This is a genomic window from Pantoea sp. Fr+CA_20, from assembly GCF_024520835.1.
GTDB classification, from domain to species: domain Bacteria; phylum Pseudomonadota; class Gammaproteobacteria; order Enterobacterales; family Enterobacteriaceae; genus Pantoea; species Pantoea allii.
This window is the reverse complement of record NZ_JALNPN010000027.1, coordinates 1-17,782: the sequence shown is the minus strand read 5'-3', so window position 1 is coordinate 17,782 and position 17,782 is coordinate 1. Positions and strand designations below refer to the sequence as shown.

Below are 17,782 nucleotides of genomic sequence, written 5' to 3'. Positions count from 1 at the left end.
AACTCCAGAATCAGTAGCGGATTTTCGGGTCGATTACGGCGTACAGCACATCGACAATCGCGTTAAACAGAATGGTTAATAACCCCACCAGAATGGTCAGGCTCAGCACCAGTGAGTAATCACGGTTCAGCGCACCGTTCACGAACAGCTGACCAATGCCCGGCAATCCGTAGATGGACTCAATGACCATAGAGCCGGTGATAATGCCGACAAAGGCCGGTCCCATATAAGAAATCACTGGCAACAGCGCAGGCTTCAGTGCATGACGTAATACGATACGACGCAACGGCAAACCTTTCGCACGCGCGGTACGAATAAAGTTGGAGTGCATAACTTCAATCATTGAGCCGCGGGTAATACGCGCGATACTGGCGATATAGGCGAGTGAGAGCGCCACCATCGGCAGCAGCATGTAGTTCCATTGTCCGCCGTTCCAGCCGCCGCCGGGGAGCCACTTAAGCGTGATAGCGAAAACCAGAACCAATAGCGGTGCGACCACGAAACTGGGTATCACCACGCCGGTCATTGCCACCCCCATCACAACATAATCCCACAGGCTGTTTTGTTTCAGCGCCGCGATTACGCCGGCCGTTACCCCCAGCACCACCGCCAGAATAAAGGCGGCAAGGCCCAGCTTGGCAGAAACCGGAAACGCATGACCGACCAGGTAGTTCACCGAATAATCTTTGTATTTAAACGAGGGACCAAAATCGCCGTGCGCCAGTTGAATAAGATAATCAACATATTGCTTGCCGATAGGATCGTTGAGGTGATATTTCGCCTCAATATTTGCCATGACCTCTGGCGAGAGCGTGCGCTCGCTGGTAAAAGGACTGCCGGGTGCCAGTCGCATCATAAAGAAGGAGATGGTAATCAGAACGAAAAGCGTCGGAATTGCTTCAAGCAATCGACGCAGGATGAATTTTAACATTGCCGTACCTACCAGGCTGGTGCTTCACATTGCATTAAAAAAAGTACAGGCGGCGCGCGAGGCGCCGCCGCTGTTCTTGGTATATGTTCTGTTAGTGCTTGATGATATACAGGTTTTTATCGTAGGTGTAATCCAGTGGATCCTTACCGGTATAGCCACCCACATACGGCTTCACTAAACGTGTATTGACGTAGTAGTAAAGTGGCACGATAACGGAATCTTTATCCAGAATCTGTTCGGCTTTCTGATAATCGGCGGCACGGGCTTTTTCATCCCCAGCAGCCAACGCATCTTTCATCACCTTATCAAACTCAGGGCTCTTATAGTGTGGCGTGTTATTACTGCTGTCTGACAGCATGGTGTTCAGGAATGACGTTGGTTCGTTGTAGTCGGCACACCAGCCAGCACGTGCAACATCAAAGTTGCCCTGATGACGCGTATCCAGGAAAGTTTTCCACTCCTGGTTCTCCAGTTTCACTTTGACGCCCAGGTTTTTTGCCCAGATTGAAGAGGCAGCGATAGCCAGCTTTTTATGCAAATCCGACGTGTTATACAGCAAATTAAACGTCAGCGGTTTTTCAGGCGTATAACCCGCTTCGGCCAACAATTTTTTCGCTTCAGCGTTGCGTTTTTCCTGCGACCAGGTAAACCAGTCTGGTTTTAACAATGACATGCCATCAGTTGCCGGTGGTGTATAGCTATATGCTGGCTTCTGCCCCTGAGCCAGTACCTTATCTACGATGATGTCGCGATCAAGACCCAGTTTCAGTGCAGCACGCACGCGCGGATCGGTAAATGGCGCTTTCTGGTTGTTAATTTCATAATAGTAAGTGCACAGATACGGATCGACATGCAGTTCTTTACCGTTATCACGCTGTAATTTCTTAAACAGCTCAATCGGCATATTGTTATAGGTCATGTCGCTGCCGTTATCGGAGAAGTAGCGGTTAACATCACTAACTTCTGAGGAAATGGGCAGGAAGGTTACTTTGTTCAATACAGTGTGCGCATTATCCCAATAGTCTGGGTTGCGTACTAACGTAATGCGTTCGTTGACAACATGGGAATCAAGCTTGAAGGCACCATTGCTGACCATGTTTTGCGGTAAAGTCCACTGGTCACCATACTTCTCGATTGCGCCTTTATTCACTGGTGACATCGATGAGTGGATCAGCAATTTGTAAAAATAAGGTACAGGTTCATCCAGGGTGACCTGCAGGGTGTGGTCGTCCAGGGCTTTCACACCTAACTCAGACGGACTTTTCTTACCGGCAATAATATCGTCAACATTCTCAAGGTGACCATATTGCAAGAAGCTAGCATAAGGCGATGCCGTTTTAGGATTCGCCAGACGCTGCCAGCTGTAAACAAAGTCCTGTGCCGTTACCGGCTCACCATTCGACCATTTGGCATTTTTACGCAGATGGAAGGTCCAGACCTTAAAATCTTTATTATCCCAGCTTTCCGCTACGCCCGGGATTGGGTGGCCATCCGTATCACTAATCACCAGCCCTTCAAACAAATCGTGGCTGACGTTTGATTCCGGCACGCCTTCAATTTTATGCGGATCCATCGACTGGATTTCGCTACCGTTTCCTTTAACCAGCTCCTGCTTCGCGGCCAGTTCAACCCCAGCAGGTACCGTGGCTGCCATAACGCTGTTCGCTGTGAACGCACTCATCGCTGCAAAGACGCTGGCAGCAATCAGGGTTTTCTTCGTGATGTTGTTCATTCATAACTCCAGTTTTTTATTTTCACTGAGGGTATTTGCGACCTCAGCGTTCCCCGTATTCGGGTCCCCGGTGTTTGCCTGCCGGGGAGTATTGACCCTGTAGTGTGGTCTGCACGGTCACGCCCTTCCCGGCTGTGCCGCCGGTTAAGCGCGTGACTCAGTGTTGTTTAATAAAATAATATTTCAGATCTGTCATGTCCTGCGGATCGTGGCCGGTAAACCCGCCAATCCAGGGTTTGACCAGTCGCACACTGACGCGATAGTAAACTGGCACAATTGCTGAGTCTTTGTCGAGTTGTGTTTCAGCCTGCTGATACAATAATGCGCGATCGGCTTCATTCTCAGTTGTTAATGTTGCGGCTAACAGGCGATCGTATTCCGCGCTGCGGTAAAACGCCGTATTGGTCGACGACTGACTCTGGAACATATTGAGGAAAGTAGAGGGCTCATTGTAATCCGCACACCAGGTGGCGCGAACCACGTCATATTGTGCCTGATGACGTGTTTCCAGCAGGGTTTTCCATTCCTGATTTTGTAACGTCACCTGCGCGCCCAGGTTGCGTTGCCACATGGACGCGGCGGCGATAGCCTGGGTTTTGTTTTGATCCGAGGTGTTATAAAGCAGCGTAAACCGCAGCGGGTTTTTATCGTTATAACCGGCCTCGGCCAGCAATTTTTTCGCCGCGTCATTTCGTTGCGGCTGTGACCAGGCCATCCACGCAGGCGCGGCTAATTTTGCGCCTGCGGTATAAGGCGGTGTAAAGCTGTAGGCAGGAATTTGCCCCTGTCCCATAATTTTATTGGCGATGATGTCGCGATCCAGCGTCATTTTGATGGCCGCGCGAACGCGTGCATCGGTAAACGGTGGTTTTTTATTATTAATTTCGTAATAAAAGGTGCAGAGCAGCGGACTGACTTTCACTTCATCGCCGATGTCTTTACGCAATTTAGCGAACATGTCAGGCGGAACCGCGCTGTTGGTCATATCAATGCCACCGCTACGATAACGATTGATATCGCTGTTTTCCGAGCTGATCGGTAAAAACGTTCCTTGCTCAATGACGGTCTGGCGGTTGTTCCAGTAGCGCGGATTACGCTTCAGGACGATTTTTTCATTCACTACCCAGTCGCTCAGCGTATAGGCACCGTTGCCGATGTAGTGGCCGGGTTGTGTCCATGCTTCGCCCCACTGTTCAATCGCAGGTGCATAGACGGGCTTCATCGCGGTGTGCGCCAGCATTGCCACTAAATAGGGCACCGGCTCGGTTAAGGTAACCTGCAGATGGCGGTCATCAAGGGCTTTCACTCCCAGTTGGTCTGGGGCGACTTTACCGGCAAGAATCGCCTCAACATTGGCAATGTGCGCAGCCTGCAAATAACTGGCATAAGGGGAAGCCGTTTTAGGATCGGCAAGACGACGCCAGCTATAAACGAAATCCTTTGCCGTCACCGGCTCACCGTTGCTCCATTTAGCATTGTCGCGCAGCGTAAATGTCCAGACTTTGCCCTGCTGATTTTGCCAGCTTTCGGCAACGCCCGGCACGACCTTGCCATCATTATCCGTGTTAACCAACCCGTCCAGCAGGTTGAGGATGATGTTCGACTCCGGCACACCTTCTGTCTTATGCGGGTCAAGTGAGGCCACTTCTGATCCGTTATTAATGACGATTTGTTGGTTTGCGGACAAAGCGACATCTGATGGCACAGTCGCGGCACTGGTGGGTAAAACTGTCATACTTAATGCTAAACAAGCCAGATAGTGCTGCGTGTTCATTTACCAACCCTTGTTAAGTGCCAACTTTTATTCTGCCATCCCGTCATCAATAAGGAATAAATCTTATTGTTTGGACATTCGGGAAAACTTTATCGATGCGCCGAAAATTAGCAGATGCCGTTGAGGGGCGCCAAAACTAAATAGCTAAAATGTTACCTGATTCTCTTTTATCATGAGATTTTTCCCAGAGGAAGTGTTAATTTTCGCCATAAAAATAGCTTAACAGACTGATTAATAAACAGACTCATCGATTTGATGGTAATTTAACCAAAAAATAACAATCCAGCCGTTTGACTGTGTTGTTGTAGGGTTATTTCACCTCGCCCCATCATTTAAAAACGCTTTTTGGGACGTATACCAGCATTAATCATGCCAACTTAGGCAGTTAAAGCAGAATGTAATGTGAAAATAGTGACAGGGGGAGAATGCGGGCACGGAGTGGGAGCAGGAAGCTATTAGTGGAAGTGATAACTGGCGAGGGATATGAAGACAGATAAATAATTGCATTAAAATGGTGCAAAACAACCGGAATTTGCACCAGATTAGCGCGCTTCTTATTATTTTTTTTTAAATAAGTGCCTTTTTATCCGACCAGACCGGGAAAAATCGCTTTAATCCCGGTAACGACAAATTCAATCCCCAGGGCCATTAACAATAACCCCATGATACGGGTGATGACGTTAATACCGGTCTGCCCTAACAACCTGACCATCAAGGGAGCAGCGCGGAACAGTAACCAACAGCTGAAGGCAAAAATGGCAATAGCTACGGTAAAACCCAGTAGATTAAGCCAGTTATGGTAGCGGGTACTCCAGACGATGGTCGAACTGATCGCGCCAGGGCCAGCCATTAACGGCAGCGCCAGCGGAACCACGCCGACACTTTCCCGAATGGCCGTCTCCGATTTTTCCTGCTTGTTTTGTTTATCCTCGCCCAACTTTCCGCTGATCATCGACATGGCGATCGTCACGACCAGAATACCGCCTGCAATGCGGAACGAATCGATAGAGATACCAAAAACATGCAGGATCGCATCGCCTAAAAACAGTGAAGTCCAAAGAATAATCGCCACGGCGAGATTTGCCGTCAGATTGGTTTTATTGCGTTCAGCCACGCCCTGATAACGGGTCATGCTGATAAATACCGGAATGATGCCAATGGGGTTAACCAGTGCAAACAGGCCTACGAAAAACTTGATATAGCCAGACAGATCTAATAGCGCAGGATTCACGGTTGACTCCACATCCCAGATGAAAAAACGCGCCTAATGTAAGGGAAAAATGCCCTGGGCGCCAGATGAGCTGTTAGTTATTTATTCTGTTAATTTACTTACACTTTAGCGCGTTCTACCAGCCATTAAATATCCTGCGGTAGATGTTACTTTTATTACGGTCTTTTTACTTCGTCGTATGGCTGTGATCCCGGGCTGGCTGAAAGGTGTCAGCCGCGATCTAAATTGATCTGAATCATCATTGGTCTCCCCCAAACCAGGTACTCTTTGCCTGTCAGCAACGCGTGTCTCACGTTTAAACCGCAAGAAAGCGCTTTTAGTAAACAATTGAAAACTTGCTGCTTTACTCCCGAAATGGTTGGCGTTTGCATCATAACTATACTCAGGGACTCAGGCTTGTTTACTAAAAAAGTTTAACTTCCTCAGGAGAGCACAATGGCCGTTACTAATGTCGCTGAACTCAATGCACTGGTTGAACGTGTAAAAAAAGCCCAGCAAGAATTCGCCAACTTTTCTCAACAACAGGTCGATGCCATCTTCCGCGCCGCTGCGCTGGCCGCCGCCGATGCCCGCATTCCCCTCGCTAAAATGGCGGTTGCAGAATCCGGCATGGGCATTGTTGAAGATAAAGTTATCAAAAACCACTTTGCTTCTGAATATATCTATAACGCTTACAAGGATGAAAAAACCTGCGGCGTGCTGCAAACCGATGACACTTTTGGCACCATCACGATTGCTGAACCCATCGGCCTGATTTGCGGCATTGTTCCCACAACCAACCCCACGTCGACCGCTATCTTTAAAGCCCTTATCAGCCTTAAAACCCGCAACGGCATTATCTTCTCACCTCACCCTCGCGCCAAAGACGCAACCAATAAAGCGGCGGATATTGTACTGCAGGCTGCCATCGCTGCTGGCGCGCCTAAAGACATTATCGGCTGGATCGACGCGCCTTCTGTTGAACTGTCCAATCAGCTGATGCATCACCCCGATATCAACCTGATTCTTGCTACAGGTGGACCCGGCATGGTTAAAGCCGCGTACAGCTCAGGAAAACCGGCTATTGGCGTAGGGGCGGGTAACACGCCGGTGGTGATTGATGAAACCGCCGATATTAAGCGCGCCGTCGCGTCCATTTTGATGTCGAAAACGTTCGACAACGGCGTGATCTGCGCCTCTGAGCAGTCTGTCATCGTGGTGGACTCCGTTTATGACGCCGTGCGTGAGCGCTTCTCCAGCCATGGCGGCTATCTGCTCAAGGGACAGGATCTCAGTGCCGTACAAAATATTATTCTGAAAAACGGCGGGCTTAACGCCGCCATTGTCGGTCAGCCCGCGGTGAAAATTGCAGAGATGGCTGGCCTCAGCGTTCCGGCAGAAACAAAAATCCTGATTGGTGAAGTTGAACGGGTCGATGAATCAGAACCTTTTGCCCATGAAAAGCTGTCGCCGACACTTGCGATGTACCGTGCTAAAGATTATGAGGATGCCGTCAGCAAAGCGGAAAAACTGGTGGCGATGGGCGGCATTGGTCACACCTCCTGTCTTTATACCGATCAGGACAATCAGACAGAACGCGTGCACTACTTTGGCGACAAAATGAAAACGGCCCGCATTCTTATCAATACTCCGGCCTCTCAGGGCGGCATTGGTGATTTGTACAACTTTAAACTCGCCCCCTCTCTGACATTGGGCTGTGGTTCCTGGGGTGGTAACTCCATTTCTGAAAACGTTGGACCTAAACATCTGATCAATAAGAAAACCGTAGCCAAGCGAGCTGAAAATATGTTGTGGCATAAACTTCCAAAGTCCATTTACTTCCGTCGTGGCTCTTTACCCATTGCCCTGGAAGAGATCGCTACCGACGGGGCAAAACGCGCGTTTGTGGTGACAGACCGCTTCCTGTTCAATAATGGCTACGCCGATCAGGTTACCCGCGTCTTAAAATCCCACGGTATCGAAACCGAAGTGTTCTTTGAGGTTGAAGCGGACCCCACATTAAGCATCGTGCGCAAAGGCGCAGAACAAATGAACAGCTTTAAACCCGACGTCATTCTGGCGCTGGGCGGCGGTTCCCCGATGGATGCGGCCAAAATTATGTGGGTCATGTATGAACATCCGGAAACCCATTTCGAAGAGCTGGCGCTGCGCTTTATGGATATCCGCAAACGTATCTATAAATTCCCGAAAATGGGCGTGAAAGCACGTATGGTGGCGATTACCACCACCTCCGGTACCGGTTCTGAAGTGACGCCTTTTGCGGTAGTAACGGATGACGCCACCGGGCAGAAATATCCGCTGGCGGATTACGCTCTGACGCCGGATATGGCCATCGTGGATGCGAACCTGGTCATGGATATGCCACGTTCACTCTGTGCCTTTGGTGGTCTGGATGCGGTAACCCATGCGCTTGAAGCCTATGTGTCCGTCCTGGCAAATGAATATTCTGATGGTCAGGCGCTGCAGGCACTTAAGCTACTCAAAGAGCATTTACCCGCCAGCTATGCAGAGGGGGCCAAAAACCCGGTAGCCCGTGAACGTGTACACAATGCCGCCACCATTGCCGGTATAGCTTTTGCCAATGCCTTCCTGGGGGTTTGCCACTCAATGGCGCATAAGCTGGGCTCGGAGTTCCATATTCCTCATGGACTGGCTAACTCGCTGCTGATTTCCAATGTCATCCGCTATAACGCCAATGACAATCCGACTAAGCAAACCGCATTCAGCCAGTACGACCGCCCGCAGGCACGTCGTCGTTATGCTGAAGTCGCGGATCACCTGGGTCTGACGGCTCCGGGCGATCGTACCGCGCAGAAAATCGAAAAACTGCTGACCTGGCTGGACGAAATCAAAACCGAACTGGGTATCCCGGCCTCAATTCGTGAAGCCGGCGTTCAGGAGGCCGATTTCCTGGCGAAAGTGGACAAACTGGCCGAAGATGCCTTTGATGACCAGTGTACTGGCGCTAACCCACGCTATCCGTTAATTGCCGAACTGAAACAGCTGATGCTTGACAGCTATTATGGCCGCAAATTTGTGGAGCCTTATTCAGGTGCCGCTGAAGCGGCAATGGATCAGCCGGTCGGTGACAGTAAAGCGGCGAAGAAAGCTAAAAAAGCCTAATCAGGTTAATGCCCGGTAATACGGGCTGTAAAACCCCTTGTCTGGCACGCGCCTCAAGGGGTTTTTTATTGCAGTTACTGTGCTGTTACGCAGAACGTCGTCGCTCTCCTGGCTAGCGCGATGATCGCGATGATCGCGATGACGAATGATAACGGCGTCCTGAACCGGACTTATCGCTTATTTGGGGCTATGCAACGCGACAGGCTTGAGGCCTTAACAGAGAAAGGTCTGGCAAACCGCAGCGAATCCATTGAGTGACATCATCAGTCGACGGGCGTTTGCGCGCCATGAATGGCCTGCAAACATCCCTGCTCTATCGCCTTCTTATAATGCTTACGGCATACCGAGATATAACGTTCATTTCCACCAATCACCACCTGTTCCCCTTCTCTGAAAGGTTTACCATCGCTGTCGAGGCGCAGCACCATGCCCGCTTTACGTCCGCAGTGACAAACCGTCTTCAGTTCAACCAGCTTATCTGCCCAGGCCAGCAGATACTGACTGCCGATAAAGAGCTCGCCAAGAAAGTCGGTCCGCAGCCCGTAGCACAGTACCGGAATATCCAGGTCATCCACCACGTCAGACAGCGCCTTAACCTGTTCACGCGTCAGAAACTGGCTTTCATCCACCAGAACACAATGCACAGGCTGGCGTGCATGCTCTTGTGCAATCTCCACATCCAGTTGGCTGTCAGCATTATACAGTACCGCCGGTGAGGATAATCCAATACGCGAACTGACCTTACCTGCGCCAAAGCGATTATCGATTTCCGCGGTATAGACCAGCGTTCGCATACCGCGTTCCTGGTAATTGTAAGATGACTGCAAAAGAGCGGTTGATTTACCTGCATTCATTGCTGAATAGTAGAAATAGAGTTGAGCCATGTGCGCCGTTTCTCAGATATGATGAAACAAAATAATGGCGATTTTACCATATCTGCTCCCTGATGCCGTGGTGATTTTCAGCATCTTCTGTTCAGATTAGCACCACTAATTGATAATGTCTGGTTAATATGGCACGGCGATTTGTCTTGTTTAAGAGATAAATATTAAAGCACTTTCATGGTTAACCATTAATTTACCCTTTATGCGCAAGCGCATTTTCCGCTAAGCGCTTAATGTTCTCGTTGATTCACGGGTACAGCTGCCACACGTTATCAGGCCGAATTAATAATTCATTAAATTGCTTCTTTCCTCTTTTTAAGCTAAAAATTAATTTAATGTTGAAGTTATTTTTCTCCACCACTACTATTAGCGGGCAGAACAACTCTCCTATTAATTATTCAGAGATCAGGACAATGAGCGAAGCACTTAAAAATCTTAATAATATCCGCACGCTGCGTGCCCAGGCCAGAGAGTGTTCTTTGGAAACACTGGAAGAAATGCTGGAAAAACTTGAAGTCGTGGTAAATGAGCGTCGCGATGAAGAGTCACACTCCAAAGCAGAAAACGAAGAACGTGCGCGTAAACTTGAGCAATATCGTGAAATGCTGTTAGCCGATGGCATCGATCCCAATGAATTATTCGGCGCGCTGTCAGAATCAAAAAGTTCAGGCAAAGCCAAACGTGCTGCTCGCCCTGCAAAATATCAGTTTGTTGACGAAAATGGCGATGCTAAAACCTGGACAGGCCAGGGCCGTACGCCAGCAGCAATCAAAAAAGCCATGGAAGAACAAGGTAAGCAGTTAGACGACTTCCTGCTGTAATGAATGGCGTGTTTCGCTCTTTGTTGGCTTCACTTTAGCTATTTGATTACTAACACCAAAAAAAAGGAAGCGACTGCTTCCTTTTTTATTTTTCACACCGAGTAAAAATTACGGTACCAGTCAACAAAGCGTCTGACGCCTTCATCGACACCGGTTTGTGGTTTAAATCCAATGGCATTATATAACGCTGTCGTATCGGCGCTGGTTGCCAGGACATCGCCGGGTTGCATTGGCATCAGGTTTTTATTTGCCGATATGCCAAGCGCTTTTTCAATCGCCTCAATATAGTGAATCAGACTCACAGGCTGGCTATTGCCCAGGTTATAAACACTATAGGGGGCTGAGCTTGACGCGGCAGAACCCGTTTCAACGGTCCAGTTAACATCGGCTTGCGGAACCACATCCTGCAAACGAACGATCGCCTCGACTACATCATCAATATAGGTAAAGTCGCGCTTCATTTGCCCTTGGTTATACACATCTATCGCTTCACCGGCGAGCATTGCCCGAGTAAATTTAAACAATGCCATGTCCGGACGTCCCCACGGACCATATACCGTGAAAAAACGTAATCCGGTTGTGGGTAATTGATAAAGATGTGAGTAAGTATGCGACATCAGCTCATTGGCTTTTTTGGTCGCTGCATACAATGAAACCGGATGATCGACACTGTCCTCTGTTGAGAATGGCATCTTGTTATTTAAGCCATAAACCGAACTGGATGACGCATAGAGCAGATGTTCGATTTTATGATGGCGGCACCCTTCGAGTATATTCAGGTGCCCAATAACGTTGGCATCGGCATAAGCATGGGGATTTTCAATGGAATAACGTACCCCTGCCTGAGCGGCCAAATGAATAACGCGTTGAAAGTTGTGCTGTGCAAAAAGTGCGGCAATAGCCTGGCGATCGGCCAAATCGACTTTGATGAAGGTAAAAGATGGATTATCGCCGATGACATCAAGGCGAGCTTGTTTAAGGTTTACATCGTAGTAGTCATTCAGGTTGTCAATACCGACAACCTGGTGACCGGCGGCCAGCAGGCGTTGACTTACATGAAAGCCAATAAAGCCTGCTGCGCCGGTAACCAGAAAATTCATAAATCCCTCGTTAATCACACAGCCTGGATAGATGCTCCGCGGCCGATTGCATAATAAACGAAGCCGCGTTTGCTGATACGCTCTGGATCATACAGGTTACGCCCATCAAAAATCACGGGTTCTTTCAGTGCATTCTTAATAACGTCAAAGTCAGGTGCACGGAAGTTCTGCCATTCCGTACAAATCACCAGGCCGTCTGCACCGTGCAATGCCGCCTCTTTGGTACCCATCAGCTTCAAATCATCGCGATGACCATAGATGCGTTGCGCTTCATCCATGGCTTCGGGATCGAAGGCCTGAACGGATGCGCCAGCTTCCCATAAGGTTTCCATTAACACGCGGCTTGATGCTTCACGCATATCATCGGTGTTAGGTTTAAATGACAAACCCCACAGGGCAAACGTTTTACCCTTAAGATCGTCACCAAAGTGGCGTTTGATAAAGGTCGGCAGCTTGGTCTTCTGACTGTCATTGACGTCTTCCACCGCCTTCAACAGGCGTGGCGTATAGCCAATGGATTCAGCCGTACGAATAAGCGCCTGAACGTCTTTCGGGAAGCAGGAACCGCCATAGCCGCAGCCTGGATAGATAAAGTGATAGCCGATGCGTGAGTCAGACCCAATCCCCTGGCGCACTTTTTCGATATCCGCGCCTAAACGTTCTGCGAGATTGGAAATTTCGTTCATAAAGCTGATTTTGGTCGCCAGCATGCAGTTAGCCGCGTACTTAGTCAGTTCTGCACTGCGAATATCCATCAGGATCATGCGATCGTGGTTACGGTTGAATGGCTCGTACAGCTCACGCAACAGCTCCACAACATCGTCATTGTCCGTCCCTACGACGATACGCTCTGGGCGCATGCAGTCATTAACTGCCGCACCTTCTTTCAGAAACTCTGGGTTGGACACCACATCAAAGCTGATGTTGGCATCACGCGCCTTCAGGGTTTCTGTCATGACGGCACGGACGCGGTCAGCGGTTCCCACTGGCACCGTTGACTTATCAATGACGACTTTGTGATCGGTCATATGCTGAGCAATGGTACGTGCCACAGCAGTAACATATTTCAGGTCGGCCGAGCCATCTTCGTCAGGCGGTGTACCCACGGCGATAAACTGCATCACGCCATGATTCACGCCCAGTGCAGCATCAGTGCTGAACTTCAGACGGCCCGATTCGTAATTCGACATTACCAGCGGCGTCAGACCCGGTTCAAAAATGGGGATCTTGCCTTGTTTAAGGTTTTCGACCTTCTTTTCATCCACATCAATGCAGAGAACGTCATGTCCGACTTCGGCCAACACCGCAGCCTGAACCAGACCGACATAGCCGATACCAAATACAGTGACTTTCATTGAGCTATCCTGTGTTTAAAATTACTTTTTATCGCTAACGGTTTTGTTGAGCCATTCTGTGAACTCTTTGCCCAACACCGGATGGCGAACACCATATTCAACGAAAGCCTGCATGTAGCCCAGTTTGTTACCACAGTCATGACTTACCCCTTTCAGGTGATAAGCTTCGACGGTTTCTTTGTCCATCAGCATGGCGATAGAGTCGGTGAGCTGAACTTCGCCACCCGCACCTGGAGGCGTTTTCGCCAGCAGAGGCCAGATGTCAGCAGACAGAACGTAACGACCTACAACCGCGAGGTTAGATGGGGCCTCAGACGCTTTAGGTTTCTCAACCACGCCCACCATCGGTGCGCTGTCGCCAGGATTCAGTTCTGCACCCTGACAGTCCACCACACCGTAAGCCGTCACATCGCTGACTGGCTCAACCATGATCTGGCTGCGGCCGGATTCTTCATAACGGCTGAGCATTTCTGCCAGGTTATCTTTGGTTGGGTTAGATTCGTATTCGTCGATGATGACATCCGGCAGAATAACGGCAACAGGCTCATCACCAATCAATGGATGCGCGCACATAACGGCGTGGCCCAGACCTTTAGCGATACCCTGACGTACCTGCATGATGGTCACGTGCGGAGGACAGATAGACTGAATTTCGTCCAGCAGCTGACGCTTAACACGTTTTTCCAGCATGGATTCCAGTTCGAAACTGGTGTCGAAGTGGTTCTCAATGGCGTTTTTAGATGAGTGAGTAACCAGTACGATCTCATTGATACCCGCAGCAATACACTCGTTAACGACATACTGAATTAACGGCTTATCAACCAGCGGTAACATTTCTTTTGGAATCGCTTTGGTAGCAGGAAGCATACGCGTACCCAAACCAGCTACCGGAATTACCGCTTTCTTAACTTTGGTCTTATAGGCAGACATCAAAATACCTCTCTTATAGGCCGTTCAAGTTTTAATGCTTGATATGTCGGTTTAAATTCGGAAATGAGTATATCAGTTACTCGCGAACGGATTTATCCTGGAAGACATCTATCCGGAGAATTTAAGACTATTACCCAAGTGTAAAGCTAACTTCTGGCCCTGTCTTGCGGGCGATAATAAAACATTCATCAGGGTTTACTGATCAGACGATAACATCAGTCGTATGCGGCCTCCGGCCCCCCAAATATGGCATTGCCAGTCATCCGCACGCTGACTAATTTGGTTAGTATGTGTACTGCCCATAGTGCCAAGAGGTACACCGTTACTGAGTTGTATTTGATGGGCCTGAACATGCAAAGTGGCATTTAATCCCGCTGAAACCAGCACCAAATTTTTTAATCCGCGATGGTAATATCCCACCAGCAACGGAAACTGGCCGGTTAAGTTAGCCTGGCGCAGCAGTAAATTAACCTGTCTGAGCAAACTGCTCAGCTCCGGCAAACGCTGCTTTTGTCCTGATAACTGTTCTTGCAGTAATCCATTAAATAATGCGCGCAGGAGCAAAGCGGCCAAAACGCCGTTGTCGCCGGCGCGGGTGACATCAAGACAATAAAAGGCGAGGTCTTTATCAGAAAGCGCGGCAATATCCAGCACCAGACCGGGCTGCTCTGCCATTGTCAGTTGGCGATAATTAATTCGGCAGTTAGCAATACGTTGCTGGACAGGTGGCTGAAGCTCTTTAAGGAGTTTTGCTGCCGCTGACGGATCGCGAACCAGCGCATCCCAGTCCTGAAACAGCTGTTCGTCTTCCTCAACCTTCGACGTAAACATGGAGGGGTAAAGGCATTCGTAGACCGCCTCGCGGAAGCGCTCGAAGTTTTTTAACGGTTTGAGCAGCACATCCTGCACGCCAAGACGCAGCACCTGCGCGATATCGGACATATTTTCCGTGGCCGAAATGATCAGAATCGGCACGCTGTTGCCACGGCTACGGACATGCTCGACGAATTCGATGCCGCTCATGACAGGCATCTCCAGATCACAAATGACCAGCTCCACAGAATGCTGCTTAAGTTGCTCAATAGCCTGCAGGCCATCTTCTGCTTCAACCGTGACAGCACCCATGGACGACAGAAATTGGTTTAATAGCGAACGGAAAACGGCCTCATCTTCGACAATGAGTATCTTTTTGCCGATCAGTGGTTTTTCCATTCCATCCCCCTGCGTACCCGATAATTCAATAGTGGTTCATAAAACGCAGTTGCGCCTTTCAGAATAGACCGAAGTAACATCTGTGCGTGAACAACCAGATTATCTTCTACGGACCAGCGGTAATAATTCATCCATTTGTTTCTCAACGGCAACCTTCCCCGCCGCAATAGCTTCTTCAGCACGATGAAAGTCCAACGTGGATATTTGTGGACAAAACGGCTGGATGAGCACGTCGGGCGGATCGCCTGCCATCCGGTTTCGCTTCAGGCGATTTTCCAAAACCTGGATTGAAGTGGCCATGATCTCCATTGCACCCGGCATTTGTGATGCCCGTCGCTGGGTAAAACTGACCAGTCTCTGGCGCAACTTTCCGCGCCAGTCGAGATTGAGCGCAACCGCTGCGGCATGTTCCTCAGTACTTTGGGGCGTCAGCACCATTGAGTTGGGTTGCATGAGGTGCGCATCGTGCTGAAGATCCACGGCAATAACCACATCGGCTCCCAGTGCCCGAGTCAGTGAAACCGGTACCGGATTCACCACGGCACCATCTACCAGCCAATAACCATTGTAGCCGACCGGTGGTAATAAGCCTGGCATACTACAGGAAGCGCGCACGGCCTGATGCAATTCTCCCTCGGTGAGCCATAATTCACGTCCCGTGCTTAAGTTGGTCGCCACCACGCCAAAAGGCTTGTCACATGCCTCGAGCGCATTGTTGGTAATAAGCTGACGGACATGATTAAACACCCGCTCACCGCGCAGAAGTCCACCGCGCTGCCAGGAAAGATCCATTAAGCGGATGACATCCCAGTAGCTGAAGGCGCTGACCCATTTTTTCATGTGCGGCAGCCGATGATTGACATAAGCCGCGCCGACGAGGGCACCAATGGAACAGCCTGCGACGACATCGATTTCAATGCCTGCGCTTCCCAGCGCGTCGATGACGCCAATATGCGCCCATCCTTTGGCGGCACCGGAACCCAGAGCCAATCCAATCTTTTGTTTTCTCATCTTGCTCGGGTCCTGGCGTCAATACATAGCGTCACAAGCGTGGGTCGGATAAAGTAAACGATATCATCAACACCCACTGTTACTCACAGGAGAATATGTGTCCGAATCTTGCCCATGTTGTAGCGGCAAGCAGTATAGCCTATGTTGTCAGCCCTTTGTTAAAGGAACAGAAATTCCCTTATCAGCTGAACAACTTATGCGCTCTCGCTACTGCGCTTACGTTAAACACGACGTCGACTATTTAGTCTCGACCTGGCATCCCACCAGGTGCGATCCCGCGCTTGCCGGGCTGTTGTCTGAAAGTTTTGCTGGTACTGAATGGCTGAGCCTGAACGTCACGCACTGTGAGCCGGGGCGTAATCAGGATGAAGCCTTTGTGACTTTTTTCGCCCGTTATCGTGAAAACGGTGTTAATCGGGCGATGTACGAGCGTTCACGCTTTCTTCGCGAGGATCAACGCTGGTACTATGTAGACGGAATAACGCCCGCCATTGGGCGTAACGATCGCTGTCCTTGTGGCGCCGATAAAAAATACAAGAAATGTTGCGGCTAAGGCAGTTGCCTGCGTAACGGTTTTACCCTTAATGCTTTGACAGGACTCTGATTGAGATGCAAGCGCAAACCATGCAAAGAAAAGTTTTACGAACCATTTGTCCCGATGCAAAAGGTCTGATCGCCAAAATCACCAATATTTGTTACAAGCACGAACTGAATATCGTGCAAAACAATGAGTTTGTTGACCATCGCACCGGCCGTTTTTTTATGCGCACAGAGCTGGAAGGGATTTTTAACGATACGACCCTGCTGGCCGATCTCGACAGTGCCCTTCCACAAGGTTCCGTACGTGAACTGCACAGCGCAGGTCGTCGCCGTGTGGTTATTTTGATCACTAAAGAAGCGCACTGCCTTGGCGACCTGCTGATGAAGAGTGCATTTGGCGGTCTGGATATGGAAATTGCCGCCGTCATCGGTAATCACGATACGCTGCGTTCGCTGGTGGAGCGTTTCGATATTCCGTTTGTCCTGGTCAGCCATGAAGGTTTGTCACGTGAAGAGCATGACAACCGTATGGCAGAAGAAATTGACCGTTATCAGCCAGATTATGTAGTGCTTGCCAAGTACATGCGCGTGCTGACGCCGGGTTTTGTGCAGCGCTATCCCAATCAGATCATTAACATTCACCACTCATTCCTGCCGGCTTTTATCGGCGCGCGGCCTTATCACCAGGCTTACGAGCGTGGCGTTAAAATCATTGGGGCGACAGCGCACTATGTGAACGACAATCTTGATGAAGGCCCGATCATCATGCAGGACGTCATCAACGTCGATCACAGCTATACGGCAGAAGAAATGATGCGTGCCGGACGCGACGTCGAAAAAAATGTCCTGAGCCGCGCGTTAGATAAAGTATTAGGTCAGCGCGTGTTTGTTTACGGTAACCGCACGATTATTCTTTAACCGCCACGGCGCTGGATTGGCTGACATTCCAGCGCTACGGGCAAAAAGTGGACAAACGGTTCACCATTTGCCAGTCGGCGCTTTACAGTCCTGGCGCATTTGGTATGATGCGCCCCGCTTCAGAGCACAACAATTCAGTCCCTGGTGGGATTCCCGAGCGGCCAAAGGGAGCAGACTGTAAATCTGCCGTCACAGACTTCGAAGGTTCGAATCCTTCTCC

The 17,782-nt window shown here is 49.7% G+C and carries 15 protein-coding genes; 5 read left to right on the top strand and 10 right to left on the bottom strand.

All coding sequences use genetic code 11. The features are described from left to right. Positions 1-10: 10 nt before the first annotated feature. The 4 genes from oppB to NR177_RS21680 all read right to left on the bottom strand — a co-directional run bounded on the left by oppB (position 11) and on the right by NR177_RS21680 (position 5,668). Positions 11-931: an oligopeptide ABC transporter permease OppB gene (gene oppB, locus NR177_RS21695; protein WP_013025963.1), complete on the bottom strand. Its 921-nt coding sequence runs from the start codon at positions 929-931 to the stop codon at positions 11-13. Between the two features lie 91 nt (positions 932-1,022). Beyond that, complete coding sequence (gene oppA / locus NR177_RS21690; RefSeq protein ID WP_172897078.1) at positions 1,023-2,663, bottom strand: oligopeptide ABC transporter substrate-binding protein OppA; 1,641 nt, start codon at positions 2,661-2,663, stop codon at positions 1,023-1,025. A 157-nt stretch (positions 2,664-2,820) separates the two neighbouring features. Continuing rightward, positions 2,821-4,437: an ABC transporter substrate-binding protein gene (locus NR177_RS21685; protein ID WP_256853613.1), complete on the bottom strand. Its 1,617-nt coding sequence runs from the start codon at positions 4,435-4,437 to the stop codon at positions 2,821-2,823. Positions 4,438-5,020: 583 nt separating this feature from the next. After that, the gene (locus NR177_RS21680) at positions 5,021-5,668 is read right to left on the bottom strand and encodes a YchE family NAAT transporter (RefSeq protein WP_063879797.1); all 648 of its coding nucleotides are present in this window, start codon (positions 5,666-5,668) and stop codon (positions 5,021-5,023) included. 435 nt (positions 5,669-6,103) lie between these two features. Between NR177_RS21680 and adhE the strand changes: the two genes are divergently transcribed. Next, on the top strand, positions 6,104-8,791 hold the full coding sequence (adhE, locus tag NR177_RS21675; RefSeq protein WP_256853612.1) for a bifunctional acetaldehyde-CoA/alcohol dehydrogenase: 2,688 nt from the start codon (positions 6,104-6,106) through the stop codon (positions 8,789-8,791). Between the two features lie 120 nt (positions 8,792-8,911). After that, on the top strand, positions 8,912-9,049 hold the full coding sequence (locus NR177_RS21670; RefSeq protein ID WP_256853611.1) for a hypothetical protein: 138 nt from the start codon (positions 8,912-8,914) through the stop codon (positions 9,047-9,049). A 5-nt stretch (positions 9,050-9,054) separates the two neighbouring features. Here NR177_RS21670 and tdk read toward each other — a convergent pair whose 3' ends face one another. After that, positions 9,055-9,675 (bottom strand): thymidine kinase, encoded by a 621-nt coding sequence (tdk, locus tag NR177_RS21665; RefSeq protein ID WP_063879799.1) that lies wholly within the window; start codon positions 9,673-9,675, stop codon positions 9,055-9,057. Between the two features lie 413 nt (positions 9,676-10,088). Between tdk and hns the strand changes: the two genes are divergently transcribed. Continuing rightward, positions 10,089-10,496 (top strand): histone-like nucleoid-structuring protein H-NS, encoded by a 408-nt coding sequence (gene hns / locus NR177_RS21660; RefSeq protein ID WP_063879800.1) that lies wholly within the window; start codon positions 10,089-10,091, stop codon positions 10,494-10,496. Positions 10,497-10,588: 92 nt separating this feature from the next. Here hns and NR177_RS21655 read toward each other — a convergent pair whose 3' ends face one another. The 5 genes from NR177_RS21655 to rssA all read right to left on the bottom strand — a co-directional run bounded on the left by NR177_RS21655 (position 10,589) and on the right by rssA (position 16,104). Continuing rightward, positions 10,589-11,596, bottom strand: a complete 1,008-nt coding sequence (locus tag NR177_RS21655; protein WP_063879801.1) for an NAD-dependent epimerase — start codon at positions 11,594-11,596, stop codon at positions 10,589-10,591. Positions 11,597-11,610: 14 nt separating this feature from the next. After that, on the bottom strand, positions 11,611-12,951 hold the full coding sequence (locus NR177_RS21650; RefSeq protein ID WP_096010514.1) for a UDP-glucose/GDP-mannose dehydrogenase family protein: 1,341 nt from the start codon (positions 12,949-12,951) through the stop codon (positions 11,611-11,613). Positions 12,952-12,972: 21 nt separating this feature from the next. Continuing rightward, the gene (gene galU, locus NR177_RS21645; RefSeq protein ID WP_063879803.1) at positions 12,973-13,881 is read right to left on the bottom strand and encodes a UTP--glucose-1-phosphate uridylyltransferase GalU; all 909 of its coding nucleotides are present in this window, start codon (positions 13,879-13,881) and stop codon (positions 12,973-12,975) included. Positions 13,882-14,076: 195 nt separating this feature from the next. Next, positions 14,077-15,093, bottom strand: coding sequence for a two-component system response regulator RssB (gene rssB / locus NR177_RS21640; protein ID WP_063879804.1), 1,017 nt, complete (start codon positions 15,091-15,093; stop codon positions 14,077-14,079). A gap of 99 nt (positions 15,094-15,192) precedes the next feature. Then, complete coding sequence (gene rssA, locus NR177_RS21635; RefSeq protein ID WP_256853610.1) at positions 15,193-16,104, bottom strand: patatin-like phospholipase RssA; 912 nt, start codon at positions 16,102-16,104, stop codon at positions 15,193-15,195. Between the two features lie 97 nt (positions 16,105-16,201). Between rssA and NR177_RS21630 the strand changes: the two genes are divergently transcribed. Together NR177_RS21630 and purU are read left to right on the top strand one after the other, a co-directional pair. Then, positions 16,202-16,657 (top strand): YchJ family protein, encoded by a 456-nt coding sequence (locus tag NR177_RS21630; protein ID WP_096010513.1) that lies wholly within the window; start codon positions 16,202-16,204, stop codon positions 16,655-16,657. A gap of 56 nt (positions 16,658-16,713) precedes the next feature. Beyond that, entirely contained in the window at positions 16,714-17,562 is an 849-nt protein-coding gene (gene purU / locus NR177_RS21625) for a formyltetrahydrofolate deformylase (protein ID WP_063879807.1), read from the top strand. Positions 17,563-17,782: the final 220 nt, after the last annotated feature.